Source organism: Candidatus Binatia bacterium (assembly GCA_036493895.1).
Classification (GTDB): domain Bacteria; phylum Desulfobacterota; class Binatia; order UBA1149; family CAITLU01; genus DATNBU01.
In genome coordinates this window covers 36451-51899 of the sequence record DASXOZ010000081.1, presented here as the reverse complement: position 1 = coordinate 51899, position 15449 = coordinate 36451, and the positions used below count along the sequence as shown (strand labels likewise).

The window sequence follows — 15449 nt, the reverse complement described above, 5'->3', positions numbered from 1 at the left end:
CTGGATCCCCGGCGACGGTCGTGCTCCCCAAGCCGGCCGTGCCCCCCAAGCCGGCTCGACAGTCGTGCAACTGGCGGTGATTTCCCGTCACCTGTGGCGCCCACCACTGCGCTTCACGAAACTTTACCTTTGCGACGAACTCGAGAAGCCAGGCTCCGCCACGATGCGCTCGCCTGTGAGGGCATCGACGAGAAAGGAGACGCAGCAATGAACGACACGACGATTCCCGCTCTTCCCCCTGCTTCCCATACGCCCGCGGACGACGAAGCCCCGCCCTGCACGATCCGCCAGAAGCGCCGCGGCTTTGCCGCCGGTGTCGTGCTCGGCATCCTCGGTGCCGGCCTCATCGGTTTCGCGATCGGCGCGACGATGCCGGCGGCCGAGGCCGCTTTCGGTGCCCTGGCAGGGCCGCGCTCCGGCGGCGACGGCCCGGTGAGCGCCGAGGACGCCCGCGACCGCGCCGACTTCGTCGTCTCGTTCGCGCTGCGCCACCTCGACGCATCGACCGGCCAGCAGGAGAAAGTCCAGAAGATCGTCGACGGGGCCGTGAGCGACCTGTTTCCGGTCGTCGAAAGGCACCGCGCCGCGCGCGAAGAGCTGCGCTCGGTGCTCTCGGCGGCCTCGATCGACCGCACCGCCATCGAGAACATCCGCACGCAGGAGATTTCGCTCGCCGACAACATGTCGAAAATCGTCGCGTCGGCGATCGCCGACAGCGCCGACGTCCTGACGCCCGCGCAGCGCAGCGAGCTGCTCGAAAGGCTGGACCGCTTCCGCCGCCGCTCCTGAGCAAGTACGCTGGCCCCGGACGGAGACCGACGTGGCCGAGCGAATCCTGATGATCGAAGACGACCGTGCGCTTTCGGCGATGGTCGCCGAGTACCTGGCAAAAAGCGGCATGGAAGTCACTGCGCGCGGCGACGCGGCTTCCGGCCAGGCCACGCTCGCCCGTTCGGAGTTCGACGCCGTGATCCTCGACGTGATGCTGCCCGACGGCGACGGGCTCGACGTGTGCCGCGCGATCCGCGCGAAATCGTCGGTGCCGATCCTGATGCTGACCGCGCGCGGTGAAGAGACCGACCGCATCGTCGGACTGGAGCTCGGGGCGGACGACTACCTGCCCAAGCCGTTCAATCCCCGCGAGCTGCTCGCGCGCCTGAAGGCGGTGCTTCGCCGCGCAGGCGCAGCGGGGCGCGCACCGGATTCGGTGTTGCGGTTCGGCCGCCTCGAGATCGACCGTGACGCCCGCGTCGTGCGCATCGACGGCGCCGAAAAGACGATGACCGGCTACCAGTTCGATCTTCTGTGTGCGCTGGCGGAAAACGCCGGACGCGTGATGACGCGCGATACCATCATGAACCGCGTGCGCGGCAGCGAGCACGAGGCCTTCGATCGCAGCATCGACGTGCACGTCTCGCGCATCCGCGCCGCCATCGAGGACGACCCGCAAAGCCCGCGCCGGCTGCTGACGATCCGCGGCACCGGCTACCTGTTCGCAAGACGCCAGGACGAGGACTCGCGGTGAGCCTTGCCGCGGCTGCCGGCCGCCACGGCATGCGTCACCGGCTCCACCTGCAGATCTATTTCGCGCTCGTGATGGCGCTCGGCCTGTTCGCGCTCGCAACCTGCGTCGTGTGGTGGATCGCGCCGCGCGACCGCGAGGCCGACATGTTCCTGGCCGGCGTGGCCCAGCTCGTCGGCGATGCGCTTCCCGGTGCGGACCATCCTGCTGCCGAGCAGCAGGACGCGCTCTCGCGGCTGGCGACCAAGTTCGGTGCGGACCTTACCCTGCTCGACCGCGGCGGCGCCGCTGTCGCCAGCATCGGCGAAAAGCTGGAGGCCCCCCGCCTGCCGCTGCGCGGCGGCGACGACGGCAGCGGCATCGGCCACTCACCCGGACATGGAATGGTGGCCGTGCTGGCATTGCCCGACGGGCGCCGCCTGCTGGCCGCCCGCGACAGCGAGCACCCGTACCGCCCGTTCCGCGCGCTGCTGATGATCGTGATGCTCGCGGGCGCGCTCGCGCTCGCAAGCCTGCCGGTCGCGCACCGACTGACGCACCGGCTGGAAAGGCTTCGCAGCGGCGTCGACGATCTCGGACGCGGCGACCTCAAGGCGCGAGTGCCGGTCGAAGGCCGCGACGAAATCGCCGACCTCGCGCGCAGCTTCAACCGTGCTGCCGAGCGGATCGAGAAGCTCGTCCACGCGCAGAAAGACGCGCTGGCCATGGCATCCCACGAGCTGCGTTCGCCGCTGGCACGGATGCGCGTGGCCATCGAGCTGGCCGGTGAGAGCACCAGGCCCGAGGTGCGCGAACGCATTGCGCACGACATCGACGAGCTCGACGAGCTGATCGGCGAGATCCTGCTGGCAAGTCGGCTCGATGCGTCGCCGCAGCTCGAGCGTCGCGACGAGGTGGACCTGCTTGCGCTCGTTGCCGAAGAAGGAGCGCGTGTCGGCGCCGACGTCGGGGGGAGCGCCGTGTCGCTTCGCGGTGACGCGCGACTGCTGCGACGCCTTGCACGAAACCTGTTCGAGAACGCGCGCCGTTACGGCGGCGGCTCGGTGATCGAAGCCGAAGTGCACACAACGGACGGCATCGCGACTCTTCGCGTGCTCGACCGGGGACCGGGAATTCCCGTCGAAGAGCGAGAGCGGGTATTCGACGCGTTCTACCGGCGAAGCGGCACCAGCGAAGGCGAAGGCGGAGGAGTCGGCCTCGGCCTGGCGCTGGTGCAACGCATCGCGCTCGGGCACGGCGGCTCGGCGCGCGCGTTGCCGCGCGACGGCGGCGGAACCATCATCGAAGTGGCCTTGGCAATGGCGTGACGATCGTCGCGAAGCTGGGTCAAGACTCGTCCCCGGCCGGGCCGGAGCCGTGGCACCCGTCGCAGGCGCCGTTCCGAAGACCCGCGCGCGTTTGCTAGAGTCCGCGCCGTGACTTTCGACGAACGCTTCGAAACCAGCGCGTCACCCGAGCTGGCGTTTCCTTACCTGGCCAACCTCAACAACGCCCCCGCCTGGGACCCGAGCATTCCCAAGGTGGAACAGATCATTCCGGGTCCCGTCGGCCTCGGGACACGGTTCTTCGTGACCGTGCGCATGTTCGGGATCACGAATGTCTTCGAGTACCACGTCGAGACCTGGGAGCCCGACCGTCGCGCCGTGCTGTTGGGCCGCGGCACCACGGCCACGGCCACCGACACCATCGTCGTGACGCACCACGGCGGCGGCTCGCGCGTGCAGTGGACCGTCGAGGTTCACCTGCGCGGCCCCTTGCACCTCGTCGAGCCGGTTGCCGCGGTGTTTTTCAAATTCAACGTCCGGCGAGCGATCGCGAACCTGAAGCAGAAGCTCGACCAGCTCGCGTAGCCATTCACTCGCCGATCACGTGCAGGTCGACGCTGCGGCGAAAACGACCGCGCCGGTGCTCGAACACGTAGATGCCCTGCCACGTTCCGAGCCGCAGCTCTCCGGCGACGAGCGGAATCGAAAGCTGGGTTGCAGTCAGTGCGGCGCGGATGTGCGCCGGCATGTCGTCGTCGCCTTCGGCGGTGTGACGGTAAAGACGAGAGTCCTCCGGGACGAGCCGCCGCAGAAACGCGTCGAGGTCGCTGCATACGTCCGGATCGGCGTTCTCCTGGATGAGCAGCGAAGCCGAGGTGTGGCGGATGAACACCGTCACGATGCCTTCGTCGATCCCGGTTCCCTCGAGCCACGCCAGCACGCGACCGGTGATCTCGACGAGCCCCGGCTGCCGTGTCTCGACGTCGATCGTCGTAAAATCCTGGCGCACGGATGGAGGACATAGCTGCGCCGCTGCCAGGGACAAGCGGGCGAAACCCGGGTCGGGTGAGCAGGAACGGCATGCAGCGCCGTGGCGATGCAGCTGTCGGAGGGTTTGCCCGAATCCGGGCGCGGCTGCGCATCCACGGGCCCGATGCTTGCCGCCTCCGCGCCGGTCCGGCGGCAGCCCGGCTTGCCAGTCGGTCTGACGGCCGATATCTCGTGGAGCGGGTGCGCAAGCGCCCTCCCCCATGGAAAATCCCGCTTCCGCGATCCAGGTTTCCACTGCCGGCGACGATGCCGCCCTCGTCACGCTGACGGGCGCCTGGTCGATCCAGGGCAGCCTGCCCGCGCCCGAGCCGTCCGCGGACGAGGTCACGCGACTGGGGCGCCGCAGCGCGCGCTACGATGCTTCGCACATCGGTCGCTGGGACTCCGGCCTGCTCGTGTTCCTGCTGCGTTTCGAGCAGCTGCTCAAGGACAAGGGGATCGCGATCGATCGCGGCGGCCTGCCCGAGGGCGTGCGCGGCATGCTGCACCTGGCCGAAATCGTCCCCGAGCGCGAGGGGGCGCGGGCGACCGCCGACGAAGAGAACCTCGTCGCACGCTTGGGCGTACGCGTGACTGCCGTTGCCGAAGGAGGCTTCGAAGCGCTCGAGTTCCTCGGCACCGTCGTCCTCGCATTCGGCAACCTTCTGCGCGGCCGCGCGCGCGTGCGCCGCTCCGACATCGCACTGTTCATGCAGGAGGCCGGCGCAGAGGCCCTGCCGATCGTGACGCTGATCAGCTTTCTCGTCGGCACCATCCTCGCGTTCGTCGGCGCCGTCCAGCTGCAGCAGTTCGGCGCGACGATCTACGTGGCCAACCTCGTCGGCGTGGCGATGGTCCGCGAGATGGGCGCGATGATGACCGGCATCGTGATGGCCGGCCGCACCGGGGCGTCTTACGCTGCGCAGCTCGGCAGCATGAAGGTGAACCAGGAAGTCGACGCGTTGTCGACGATGGGGATCTCGGCGCTGGAGTTCCTCGTGCTGCCGCGCATGATCGCGCTGGCCCTGATGATGCCGCTCCTGTGCCTCTACTCCGATGCGGTCGGGATCGTCGGAGGTGCCTTCGTCGGCGTACTGGGCCTCGGGCTGTCGCCCGTGACCTACTACCAGTACACACAGTGGGCCGTGTCGCTGAACGATCTCTTCGGAGGTATCGTCAAGGCCAGCGTCTACGGGATCCTCATTGCGCTGTTCGGTTGCCTGCGCGGCATGCAGTCGGGCACCAGCTCGTCGGCCGTCGGCGACGCGACCACCAGGGCCGTCGTCAGCAGCATCGTCGCGATCATTTCGGCCTGCGGCCTGTTCGCCGTGGTATTTTATGCCCTCGACATCTGAAGTGCCGGCCTCCGCGACCGAAAACGCACCGGCCAACGGGGCGGCTCCCGCACCGAAGAAACCGGATATTGCCGAAGACGCGCGCATCACCGTCGTCGACCTGACGATGGCGTTCGGCGATTTCGTGCTGATGCACGACCTCAATTTCACGGTCCGGCGTGGCGACGTCTTCGTCGTGATGGGAGCGAGCGGCTGCGGCAAGAGCACGCTTCTGCGACACATGATCGGGCTGCTCGAACCGGCCAAAGGCGAGGTCTACTACGGGGACCGCAGTTTCACTCGTGCATCGGCCGAAGAGCGCGAGCAGATGCTGCGCGGCTTCGGCGTGCTCTACCAGAGCGGCGGCCTGTGGAGCTCGATGACGCTGGCGGAGAACGTCTCGCTGCCGCTGACCGAGTTCACGACGCTCGGCCCGGCGCAGATCCGCGAAGTCGCCTCGCTCAAGCTCGCGCTGGTCGGGCTGGCCGGATTCGAGGACTACTATCCTTCGCAGATCAGCGGCGGCATGCAGAAGCGCGCCGGGCTGGCCCGCGCAATGGCGCTCGACCCCGACATCCTGTTCTTCGACGAGCCGTCGGCGGGGCTCGATCCGATCAGCTCGCGGCTTCTCGACGAGCTCATCCTCCAGCTGCGCGAAAGCCTCGGCGCCACCGTCGTCGCCGTCACCCACGAGCTGGCGAGCATTTTCACGATCGCGACCAACAGTATTTTCCTCGACCCGGAGACGCGCACGATGATCGCAGAGGGCAATCCCCGCGAGCTGCGCGATTCGTCTCCCGATCCGAAGGTGCGCCGTTTCCTCAATCGCGGCGACGGCAGCGAGGAGGCCGGACATGTCCAAGAAAAGTAATCCGGCGGCCATCGGCGCTTTCGTCATCGGCGCCATCGCGCTCGGCATCATCGGACTGACGGTCTTCGGCTCCGGTCGCTACTTCCGCGAGACCTACAAGTACATCCTCTACTTCGAGAGCGACGTCAGCGGGCTCTCGGTAGGCGCGAACGTCAAGCTGAAGGGCGTCCAGATCGGCACCGTCACCAGCGTGCTGCTCGGCGTCGGCGACATGGCCCAGCTTTCGGGCCCCCGCGAGAAGTTCTACGTCCCGGTGATCATCGAGCTCGACGCCGAGAAGACCGCGAGCCTCGGTGCGCAAGCCAAACCGAACCCGGAGACGATCAACGCGCTGGTGATGCGCGGGCTGAGGGCCCAGCTCGCTTCCGAGAGCCTCGTCACCGGTGTGCTCTACGTCAAGCTCGACCTGTTCCCGCTGACCAAGGGCCTGCGCCTCGGCGACGAGCTCGGCGCGCCGTACCCGGAAATCCCGACGCTGCCCACCCCGTTCGAGGAAGTGCAGCTCAAGGCCGCGCAGTTCTTCGCGGACCTGCAGAGGATCGACGTCGAAGGTCTCGTGGAGAATTTCAAAGCGACGCTGGCATCGGCCAACGATATCCTGCAATCCCAGGACCTGAAGGCTGCCATCGCCCACCTCGACGAGACGATGAATACGCTCGACCAGGCCCTCGCCAGTTTCCGCGACACCTCCGATACCGCGCGCGCGGTGCTCGACCCGTTGCGCAAGGACCTCGAACCGACCTTGGCCGACCTGAGATCGACGCTGGTCGAGCTGCGAGGGGCGGCCAAGAATACCGGAAGCGTGCTGCAGCCCGATTCTCCGCTCGTCGTCGCGCTGCAGAAGACCCTCGACGATGCGCAGACGACTGCGAAGACCGTCAAGGACCTGGCGGCGCTTCTCGAGCGCCAGCCCGACGCCCTCCTCAAGGGCAAGGGAGAACCCAAGGTGAAGCCGCAATGAAACACCGCACGAGGCTCCGGTACCTGCGCTCCTGCGTCGTGCTGCTCGCCGTCCTGGCTGCCGGCGGCTGCACGCTGCTCAAGCCCGCGCCGGACAAGTCGCGGTACTTCGTGTTGTCGTCGCTGCAGGCGAACGCCGGCGCGCCCGCGGCCACGCATCCGGAAGTGCGCATCGGACTCGGACCGGTCAACCTGCCCGGCTACCTCGATTCGCAGGGGCTGGTGCGCACCGGCGACGGCACCGTCGAGTACGTGCACGATGCATTCTGGGCCGAGCCGCTGGCGTCGGCCTTTCCGCGCGCTCTCCTGTATCGAACCGCAGCGCGCATCGGCACGACCAACGCGGTGGCATATCCGTGGTACTCGACGACGCGCGTCGACTGGAAAATCCCCGTCGACGTGCTGCGCTTCGACGCGCTGGCCGACGGGCGCGGCGTGCTCGTCGCGCGCTGGCGCGTCGAGCGTACTTCCGACGGCGCGGTCGTCGCGGGATCGCAGTCTTCGTTCGAGGAGGCGGGCGGCAGCGATGCGGCCCAGGTAGTCGACGCCCTCAGTCGCTGCGTCGACCACCTCGCCGACACAATCGCCGGGGCCGTCATCGGCGCGGCGTCGGCGCCAGCGGCAACCTCACCGAAGAAAACCGCGAGGCCGACGACGAAAAAACCCTAGCGAGATTGTCGGAGCGGCAGGTTCGACTCCCTCCACGCCTCACTCCCGGCTCGACCGCTGCCATCGCGCCATCAAATGTAGCGCGCCCACCCCTGCTTGTGGGCCGCCTTGTAGCGCCCGTACGCGCGACAGGCCGGATACAGTACCGCGACGACGGTAGTCGCACCGAGGAAGGCAGCCGGGATGCCGAGCTTGTGCTCGACGCCGAGAAGCTGCGCGGCAGTGACGAGCAGCGGGAAGTGCAGCAGATAGAAGAACATCGGCGTGCGTCCGAGCACCAGCAGCAGGCTGGCCGGCCGCGGCGCGCGCGTGGCCGAAAGCGCGAAGAGGAGGGACAGCAGCACGAAGCAGATGCCCAACTCGAGAGTGTCGAACGCGAGGCTCGGCGGATACTTGCTGACGTGCAGCCACTGCACGACGGACGCGTCGTCGCGGTAGAGCGCCATGTTGCCGTAGCCATCGAGACCGCGGACGACGGCGAAACACAGCAGCAACGCGCCTCCGGCCGCAAGCAGTTTGCGCGCCAGGTCGACCGCGGTCTGCGGATTCCGGATCAGGTAGCTGCCGAAGCACCAGCCGAGCAGCATCAGCGCCAACCAGTGCAAGGTCGGATAGCCGATGAACAGATGCGGAGGATTGCCGGGAACGAAGAGCAACATCGCCCACAGTGGCGGCCGTCCGCCGTACGAGCCGAGCAGAACCCCGCAGACGAGCTCGAGGCCGAGCATCATCGAGACTGCCAGCACCAGGGCGAGACGGTCGCCGAGCCTTCGCAGCGGGATCATCAGCAGGTAGCTCGTGCCGATCGCGTACAGGACCTGGAAAAGGTACTGGCCCTTCGGCATCACGAAGTACGAGATCCACAGCTCGAACGCGGCGATCACCACGCCGCGTGTCAGCATGTAGCGGTCGACGTCGCGCTGGGTTTTTCCGCTCGAGAGCTCCTTTCTGACGGAGAACGCGAGGCCGGTGCCCGCGAGAAATACGAAAGTCGGCGCACACAGGTGCGTCACCCAGCGCACGAAGAACTGGTCGGCCGCGATCGGCGTACCCGCATGCCAGGAACCTGCGCTGTCGCCGAATACCCTGCCGGCGTTGAACGCGTCGGAGCTGTGGTCGAGCGCCATCAGCACCATCACCAGCCCGCGCATCCAGTCGAGAGCGACGAGGCGGCCGAGTGGAGACGGGGCCGCACTCGCCCGCGGTGCAGGCGCTGCCGGTTGCAATACCGTCGGGCCCGCGTTCGCCGTCACAGTCGGGCTCATCGACCTGCGGCCGGCGCCGGGGCCGTGCTCCAGGTGTCCTCCCGGTCGGCGACGACGAACGCCATCGTCGCCAGCGCAGCGACGGTTTTGCGCAGCTGCGCCGGATCGATCTTGTCGAGGGTGTCGGCCACCGAGTGGTGCACGTCGAAGTAGTGCTCGCCATCGAGCAGGACCCCGAACAGAGGAACCTTTTCGGGCTTCATCGCGGAGACGTCCTCGCCGGAAAAACCGGGGAGCACCGTGTCGGCGCCGACCGGGGCGAGCAGCGACGCGATCTCGCGCGCCTGGCCGAGAAACGGCTGGTCACCGTCGGTCATGAATCCTCGCGGCGCGCCGGCTCCCGAGTCGATCTCGAAAGCCGCGACGTGATGCGAGAGCTGGTCGCGATGGTCAGCCTCGTATTGCGCAGCGCCGTGCACTCCGTTCTCCTCGTTGGTGAACAGCACCGCGCGGATCGTGCGGCGCGGCTCCAGGCCGAGCTTCCGCAGAGTGGCAAGCGCCTCCATCACGACGACGACGCCGGCGCCATCGTCCTGGGCTCCCTGCCCGACGTCCCACGAATCCAGATGGGCGCCGATGACGACCACTTCCTGCGCGAGGTCGCGACCCGGAATCTCGGCGAGCACGTTCGCGGACTTTGCGTCAGGCAGCATCCGAGGCGACATCGCGAGGTGAACGAACGGCTTGTCGCCGCGGCGGACGAGGCGGTGCAGCAGCTCGGCGTCTTCGACCGAAATCGCCGCAGCAGGGATCTTCGGCACGTCTGCCATCGGCGGATCGGGGTAGCGCATGTAGCCGGTGTGCGGGCTGCCGAGGCTTCGGGCCGTCAGCGACCGCACCAGCACGGCCCTCGCGCCGAGCGGCGCGGCACGCATTGCACCCGTCGTGCGATACGGCAGCGCCTCGCCGTAGTTGCGGCCCGCGCTGCCCTGGCTCGCCATCGGATGATCGAACAGCACGATCTTGCCTTTCGCTTCGGCCTTGCGCGACTCCAGCTCGTCGAACGAACCGACGACCATCACCGGCGCCGTGAGGCCTTGTGGCGCCGTCGCGACGCTTCCGCCGAGCGCCAGCAGCGACAGTGTGCGCTGCACGGGCGTCACCACGGTCGCGGACGCCGCGCCGCGAACCCAGTGGGGAACCTGCACCGGCTCCAGCGTCACGTTCGCCTGGCCGTCGGCGACGAAGCAGTCGCGAGCCCACTGGACCGCATGCTCCAGCGCGGTCGAGCCCGACAGGCGCGGGCCGATTTTGTCGGTGAGATAGCCGAGCCGCTCGAACGCGCGGTCGCTGGCGAGGCTCGCGTCGCGGATGCGCCGGGCGACGTCGACGTACGGGGCGGCGAGTGGGCTTTTCGTTGCGTCGATCGATGGGACGGCGGTGGCAGCCGCGCCATCGCGGGGCATCGTCTCGCCTGGCTTCGGCGGGAAGGACGAGGCCGAACAGCCTGCGAGCGCAACGACCGCTACGAAGCAGACCCCGCGGCTTCTCGCGAAGGGATTCACGACACCTCTATTCATATGCGACCCTCACGTTGGCGCATCAAGATTCACGCTAACCACGAGGACTCGCTCGATCTCACAGGACCCTGGCGACGACGTCGCGGAGCAGATCCCGGAGAACCATACTGAACCGTTCGCAATCATGACGCCTCGCCCATTGGCGAAAAAGTCGTCGAAACGTTGCGAGAGTATTCGGGCTCTTATGTCTGGTGTGAAGATCCGATTGACGCCAGCTAGAAAATCCGCGCGCTGTCCGACGGTCATCGAGTTACTCGAAGAGTGAACGAAGAGGGGAAAGGACATGAGATCTGCCAATCGATCACCATTGCCACTGCGAATGACATTCTGGAGTTTTTCGAAAAACGTTCGCGCTTGGGTTTCGCTGAGACCCGCGACAGCAAAACGATTCGGCTCCTCAGCGGCTGCGGACGCTGTCAGCAGAAGAGATGCGGCGCCGAGAATCACAAAGAGTCGAAGTATCTCGTTCAATTTGCCGTCCAACGACTGAAGTAACCGGCGGCCGCTACTGTCGCCAGAGTCGAGCTGGACGTCCGCCCGGCTGGCCGGTTGAGTGAAAAACTAGGCATTGCGATGTACCGACGTTCTCCGCGCGAATCTAGCCAGGGCCGTGAGAATCTCTGAAAACCTCTGATGAGTTTAGAAGTTTACTGCGCGACGGCCCACGGCAGATTCGCAACTAGGGCTTCCAGCCTCGACTCAGCCTCAGCACTGCATGAGTCCGGATAGGTGAATCGGAACTTGAGAAACCACTGGTGTCGATAGACGAACAGCCGAAGCTCGGAGAACTCGCCCGACTCATGAAACGTGAACGAGGAGCCGCGTAGGACTGTCCCGACAACTGGCGTCGTGGAAGCGGCAATGACGGGCGACTCTAGAGTCGGGTGATACTTCTCGATCGCCGCCATACCTCGGGCGAATTCCTGCTCGAGCCAGTTGCCCTCAATCGAGGCGACCGCGTTGGGCGAAGCACCGATGAAGCTCATGGGTGGAGTTGGGTACAGGTAAAATGTGGCAACGATAAGACACTCCGGTCGTCGGTCGTTGTACCCAATGCCAACGTTCGTCCCGAGTGTGTCGTATTGGTAGGCGGTCACGCGCTGAAAGTGATCGTACCACTCAGCGAATTTGAGCCCCGACGCCTCATGTACGAGCGAGCCGGGCCGATTGAAAAGAACAGGCTGATCGACCGACTGAGATTCGGGAAGATCGTTGAGGTGATAGACCGGACAGCCGCTGAGCCCGACGAGCGTGCCGAAGATTAGAATCGTGCGAATCATCCCACTGCCTAACTCCAAATCTCTTGACCCGCTTAACGCGATACCGCCGCGTTGACCCGGTCAGTGTATTCCGCCTGCGCACCGCCTGAAGGAAGGGAAACCCCGTACGGGAGCCCTGCTTCGATCACCGCCCGTAACATCCCGGTCCCGCTACGCCGCCCCGCCGATTCCCCGCCGCCAGCGCCGCGGGTGACTCGTCTCCGCTCCTCCGCTACAACGACCGGCGCTGCGCCCGGATCACCCGCGCACCAGGAGCCCCATGTCCGCGCAACTCGAAGCGAAACTCGAAGAAGGAACCGGTGTCCAGCTCGATTTCGCCAAGCTCGCGAAAATCGGCGAGAAGGGCCAGCACGTCGTCCCGGTCGTTCTCCAGGATTCCGAGAGCAAGGACGTACTCTACATCGGCTACGTGAACGATCTCGCGCTCGCGGAAACGCTGAAGACGCGCCGCGCGGTGCTGTGGTCCACCTCCCGCAACGAGCTGTGGCGCAAGGGTGAAACCTCCGGCGACGTGCTCGAGCTGGTCGACGTGCGGATCAACTGCGAGCAGAACTCGCTGCTGTACGTCGTGCGGCCCACGCGCGGCGGCTGCTGCCACACGAAAGACTCTTCGGGCCGCACGCGCCGGACCTGCTATTACCGCCGCCTCGATTCGGAGTCCCAGGCCGCCTTCCTCGACGGGATGCGCTGAAGCGCGACGAGAAGAGATGAAGGAGACGCGCCACACCTTCTGCCGCATCTGCGAGGCCCTCTGCGGCCTCGAAGTGGACGTCGAAGAAGGACGCGTCACCGCGATCCGCCCCGATGCCGAGCACGTTGCCACCAGCGGTTTCGCGTGCGCCAAGGGGCTCAAGCAGCACCGCATGTACGATTCGCCCGACCGGCTGATGTACCCGACCAAGAGGGTCGGAACGAGCTGGCAGCGCATTTCGTGGGAGCAGGCCAACTACGAGATCGGGCAGAAAGTCCGCGCGATCAGCGAGGACACGGGGCCGGACTCGATCGCGATGTACGTCGGCACCGCTGCCGGCTTCGGCGTGCTGCATCCCGCCTTCGCGCAGGGCTTCATGACCGGGCTCGGCAGCCGCAGCATGTATTCGTCGGCAACCCAGGACTGCGCGAACAAGTTCGCCGTGGCACGCCAGGTCTACGGGTTCCCGTTCACGCAACCGTTTCCCGACCTCGACCGCACCGACTGCCTCGTGATCACCGGCGCCAACCCTGCGATCTCCAAGTGGAGCTTCCTGCAGGTCTCCAACCCCATCAAGCGCCTTCGCGACATGGAAGAGCGCGGCGCGAAGATCTTCATCGTCGATCCGCGCCGCACCGAAACGGCCAAGGTTGCCGGCGAGCACGTCTTCATCCGGCCGGGCACCGACGTGTTTTTCTTCCTGGCGTTCCTTCGCGAGCTCATCGCCACCGGCGGAGTCGATCGCGCCCGCGTCGCCGCGCACATGCGCGGCTTCGACGATCTCGAGAAAATCGCCGAACCGTGGACACCGCAGCGGACGGCAGAGGTTACGCAGATCCCGGCCGAAAAGCTGCAGGAAATGGTCACCTGTTACCGCAAGGCCGCCGGCGCCGCGATGTACTGCTCCACCGGCGTCAACATGGGCGGCAACGGCTCGCTCGCGTTCTGGATCCAGGAGTGCATCAACGCCGTTTCCGGAAACCTCGATCGCAGCGGCGGCACCCTGGTCGGGATGGGCGTCACCGACTTCATCGCGTTCGGCAAGAAGACCGGCACGCTGCTGTCGAACCACGAGTCGCGCGTCGGCGGCTTCCGTTCGACCAACGATGCATTTCCCGGCGGCATCCTCGCCGATGAAATCCTGACTCCGGGCCGCGGCCAGGTGCGGGCGCTGTTCGTCACCGGCGGCAACCCTCTGCTGACCATGGCCAACAGCGCCAGGCTGCGCGATTCGTTCGCCAAGCTCGAGCTTCTCGTCACGCTCGACATCTTTCGTTCGGAGACGGGGCAGCTCGCGCACTACAACCTGCCGTGCACCTCTCCGCTGCAGAGACCCGACCTTCCGTTCATCTTCCCGTTGATGCTCGGGCTGCAGTCGAAGCCCTACCTCCAGGCAACCGACCGCGTCGTCGATCCCGAGGGCGAGCAGCGCGACGAAGCGACGATCTACCTCGACCTCGCCCGCGCCAGCGGCGTCAGCCTGTTCGGATCCAGGCCGGTGCAGGCCTCCCTCGAATTCGCGCGCAGCCTGAATTCGCTGCGAAGCAAGGACGCGCAGCCGTCGGTGCCGCAAAAAGCGCTCCTTTCGGCGATCCTGCGCGCCACGCGCCAGGGCGGGTTCCGCAAGCTGCTTCGCGAAAAGCACGGCCGCCCGCGGCCGGATCACCAGGCGGGAACCTTTCTCGGCAAGCGCGTGATCACCGAGGACCAGCGCGTGGACCTCGCGCCGCCGGCCCTGGTCGCGCAGGCGGCCAAGCTCGAATCGGACTTTGCATCCGAGCGGGAAAACGCCAGCAAGCTGAAGCTGATCACGCGCCGCGCAGTGACCACGCACAACTCGTGGACCCACAACCTCGAAGAATTCGTCGACGCCGACCGCGTGACGAACTATCTCTACATGCATCCCGACGACGCGGGGCGCGCCGGCCTCACCGAAGGCGCACTCGCCGACGTCACGACCGACACCGCCACCGTGCGCGTGCCGGTGCGCCTGCTGCCCGAGCTGATGCCGGGCACCGTCGCGCTGCCGCACGGCTGGGGCCACCAGGCCGCGACCGGCCTTTCGGTCGCGAGCAAGACTCGCGGCGTCAACGTCAACCTGCTGTCTCCAGACGGGCCCGGGCGCATCGAAAAGATCTCCGGAATGGCGCACCTGACGGGTTTCGTCGTCGACGTGCGGCCGGCAAGCGGCCCGCTGGAGCACGACTGGTCGGGCGTCGCGGCGAGTTGACCGGCGTCACAGCCTCGAAGACACCGAAGCCGCGCGCCGTCGCTTCTTTTTCAGCGAACGCAGCCAGACATACGCCGCCGTACCCGCGACGAAAAAGATCGCCCACGCGGGATCCACGTGCGCGGTCCCGCGCTGGAACCAGCCCCTGGCAAGCTCCAGGACGCTGTACGTCACGACGATCGCAAACATCCCCGAGTACTCGCGCTCGGCCGCAAGCCCCCACGAGAACGGCACCGCCGATTTCCTCCACTGCGAAAAGCGGGGAACGAACGCCGGTGTGCGGTCGGCCCAGCGATCGAAGTCGCCGCGAAACTTCTCGCGAAGGAATTTCTCTTCGGCGAACATGATGCGCTCGTAGTAGAGCGCGAACGCGAGCACGCTGACGAGCACGACGAGAAAACTCTGCGTGAACATCGCCACTCCCGTCCATGCAATGAAGTTGCCGAGATACAGGGGATGACGCACCACCGAATACATGCCGGTGGTGTTGAGCGAATCCGCCACCTGCTCGCGCGTGTTGCGTCCCGAAGTACGGGCCGGAGTCTGCCCGACGACAAATGCCCGCAGCGCAAGCCCGGCGAACGAAACGCCGATGCAGAAGAATCCCCAGCGCTCGCCGAGGCTGTCGTCTGCGCTGACGTGCGCGAGGTCGCGCATCGCGACGAGGAACAGCGGAAGGAATACCAGCGGCAGGTAGCTGCGCCACTGGAACAGCAGCGCGCCCGATTTGGCGAATTCCTCCTTCAGTGCCACGTCTGCCTCCCCCGCGCCGCGATTCACCCCGAAGGGCCGCGCCGGCGATTGCCGGCGCCA

At 66.6% G+C, this 15449-nt stretch carries 16 protein-coding genes; 10 read left to right on the top strand and 6 right to left on the bottom strand.

From position 1 onward, the window contains the following. The first annotated feature begins 207 nt into the window (after window positions 1-207). From VGK20_19265 to VGK20_19250, 4 genes are all read left to right on the top strand, one after another. Complete coding sequence (locus tag VGK20_19265; protein ID HEY2776189.1) at window positions 208-789, top strand: Spy/CpxP family protein refolding chaperone; 582 nt, start codon at window positions 208-210, stop codon at window positions 787-789. Between the two features lie 31 nt (window positions 790-820). Next, window positions 821-1525, top strand: a complete 705-nt coding sequence (locus VGK20_19260) for a response regulator transcription factor (protein HEY2776188.1) — start codon at window positions 821-823, stop codon at window positions 1523-1525. Further along, a complete protein-coding gene (locus VGK20_19255) occupies window positions 1522-2829 on the top strand; it encodes a HAMP domain-containing sensor histidine kinase (GenBank protein ID HEY2776187.1) in 1308 nt (435 codons plus the stop codon). Before VGK20_19260 ends, VGK20_19255 begins: the two co-directional genes overlap by 4 nt. Window positions 2830-2937: 108 nt before the next feature. Further along, entirely contained in the window at window positions 2938-3372 is a 435-nt protein-coding gene (locus tag VGK20_19250) for an SRPBCC family protein (protein HEY2776186.1), read from the top strand. A 4-nt stretch (window positions 3373-3376) separates the two neighbouring features. Here VGK20_19250 and VGK20_19245 read toward each other — a convergent pair whose 3' ends face one another. Continuing rightward, window positions 3377-3796: a secondary thiamine-phosphate synthase enzyme YjbQ gene (locus VGK20_19245; protein ID HEY2776185.1), complete on the bottom strand. Its 420-nt coding sequence runs from the start codon at window positions 3794-3796 to the stop codon at window positions 3377-3379. A 241-nt stretch (window positions 3797-4037) separates the two neighbouring features. Between VGK20_19245 and VGK20_19240 the strand changes: the two genes are divergently transcribed. The 4 genes from VGK20_19240 (at window position 4038) to VGK20_19225 (ending at window position 7650) form a co-directional block, all read left to right on the top strand. Beyond that, window positions 4038-5171 (top strand): ABC transporter permease, encoded by a 1134-nt coding sequence (locus VGK20_19240; protein ID HEY2776184.1) that lies wholly within the window; start codon window positions 4038-4040, stop codon window positions 5169-5171. 106 nt (window positions 5172-5277) lie between these two features. Further along, complete coding sequence (locus VGK20_19235; GenBank protein HEY2776183.1) at window positions 5278-6021, top strand: ATP-binding cassette domain-containing protein; 744 nt, start codon at window positions 5278-5280, stop codon at window positions 6019-6021. Next, the gene (locus VGK20_19230; protein HEY2776182.1) at window positions 6005-6982 is read left to right on the top strand and encodes an MlaD family protein; all 978 of its coding nucleotides are present in this window, start codon (window positions 6005-6007) and stop codon (window positions 6980-6982) included. The genes VGK20_19235 and VGK20_19230 overlap by 17 nt, the downstream gene beginning before the upstream one ends. Further along, complete coding sequence (locus VGK20_19225; protein ID HEY2776181.1) at window positions 6979-7650, top strand: PqiC family protein; 672 nt, start codon at window positions 6979-6981, stop codon at window positions 7648-7650. The genes VGK20_19230 and VGK20_19225 overlap by 4 nt, the downstream gene beginning before the upstream one ends. Before the next feature lie 71 nt (window positions 7651-7721). Here the strand turns inward: VGK20_19225 and VGK20_19220 are convergent, their stop codons facing one another. From VGK20_19220 to VGK20_19205, 4 genes are all read right to left on the bottom strand, one after another. Beyond that, window positions 7722-8903: a heparan-alpha-glucosaminide N-acetyltransferase domain-containing protein gene (locus VGK20_19220; protein ID HEY2776180.1), complete on the bottom strand. Its 1182-nt coding sequence runs from the start codon at window positions 8901-8903 to the stop codon at window positions 7722-7724. A gap of 8 nt (window positions 8904-8911) precedes the next feature. After that, the gene (locus VGK20_19215; protein ID HEY2776179.1) at window positions 8912-10321 is read right to left on the bottom strand and encodes a M20/M25/M40 family metallo-hydrolase; all 1410 of its coding nucleotides are present in this window, start codon (window positions 10319-10321) and stop codon (window positions 8912-8914) included. 123 nt (window positions 10322-10444) lie between these two features. Further along, window positions 10445-10906 (bottom strand): hypothetical protein, encoded by a 462-nt coding sequence (locus VGK20_19210; GenBank protein ID HEY2776178.1) that lies wholly within the window; start codon window positions 10904-10906, stop codon window positions 10445-10447. Window positions 10907-11082: 176 nt separating this feature from the next. Continuing rightward, on the bottom strand, window positions 11083-11715 hold the full coding sequence (locus tag VGK20_19205; protein ID HEY2776177.1) for a hypothetical protein: 633 nt from the start codon (window positions 11713-11715) through the stop codon (window positions 11083-11085). 259 nt (window positions 11716-11974) lie between these two features. On the opposite strand from VGK20_19205, the gene VGK20_19200 reads away from it, so the two are divergent. Continuing rightward, window positions 11975-12406 carry a phosphoribosyl-AMP cyclohydrolase gene (locus VGK20_19200; GenBank protein ID HEY2776176.1) on the top strand — a complete coding sequence of 144 codons (432 nt, stop codon included), beginning with the start codon at window positions 11975-11977 and terminating at the stop codon, window positions 12404-12406. Window positions 12407-12422: 16 nt separating this feature from the next. Further along, window positions 12423-14636 carry a molybdopterin-dependent oxidoreductase gene (locus tag VGK20_19195; protein ID HEY2776175.1) on the top strand — a complete coding sequence of 738 codons (2214 nt, stop codon included), beginning with the start codon at window positions 12423-12425 and terminating at the stop codon, window positions 14634-14636. 6 nt (window positions 14637-14642) lie between these two features. Here VGK20_19195 and VGK20_19190 read toward each other — a convergent pair whose 3' ends face one another. After that, window positions 14643-15389, bottom strand: a complete 747-nt coding sequence (locus VGK20_19190) for an isoprenylcysteine carboxylmethyltransferase family protein (protein HEY2776174.1) — start codon at window positions 15387-15389, stop codon at window positions 14643-14645. Between the last annotated feature and the right edge of the window lie 60 nt (window positions 15390-15449).

Bases quoted from the DNA above. Each gene is read 5' to 3' on its own strand.
- VGK20_19265 (HEY2776189.1), top strand. From the start codon at position 208: ATGAACGACACGACGATTCCCGCTCTTCCCCCTGCTTCCCATACGCCC.
- VGK20_19240 (HEY2776184.1), top strand. From the start codon at position 4,038: ATGGAAAATCCCGCTTCCGCGATCCAGGTTTCCACTGCCGGCGACGAT.
- VGK20_19235 (HEY2776183.1), top strand. From the start codon at position 5,278: ATGGCGTTCGGCGATTTCGTGCTGATGCACGACCTCAATTTCACGGTC.
- VGK20_19230 (HEY2776182.1), top strand. From the start codon at position 6,005: ATGTCCAAGAAAAGTAATCCGGCGGCCATCGGCGCTTTCGTCATCGGC.
- VGK20_19225 (HEY2776181.1), top strand. From the start codon at position 6,979: ATGAAACACCGCACGAGGCTCCGGTACCTGCGCTCCTGCGTCGTGCTG.
- VGK20_19215 (HEY2776179.1), bottom strand. From the start codon at position 10,321: ATGCCCCGCGATGGCGCGGCTGCCACCGCCGTCCCATCGATCGACGCA.
- VGK20_19205 (HEY2776177.1), bottom strand. From the start codon at position 11,715: ATGATTCGCACGATTCTAATCTTCGGCACGCTCGTCGGGCTCAGCGGC.
- VGK20_19200 (HEY2776176.1), top strand. From the start codon at position 11,975: ATGTCCGCGCAACTCGAAGCGAAACTCGAAGAAGGAACCGGTGTCCAG.
- VGK20_19195 (HEY2776175.1), top strand. From the start codon at position 12,423: ATGAAGGAGACGCGCCACACCTTCTGCCGCATCTGCGAGGCCCTCTGC.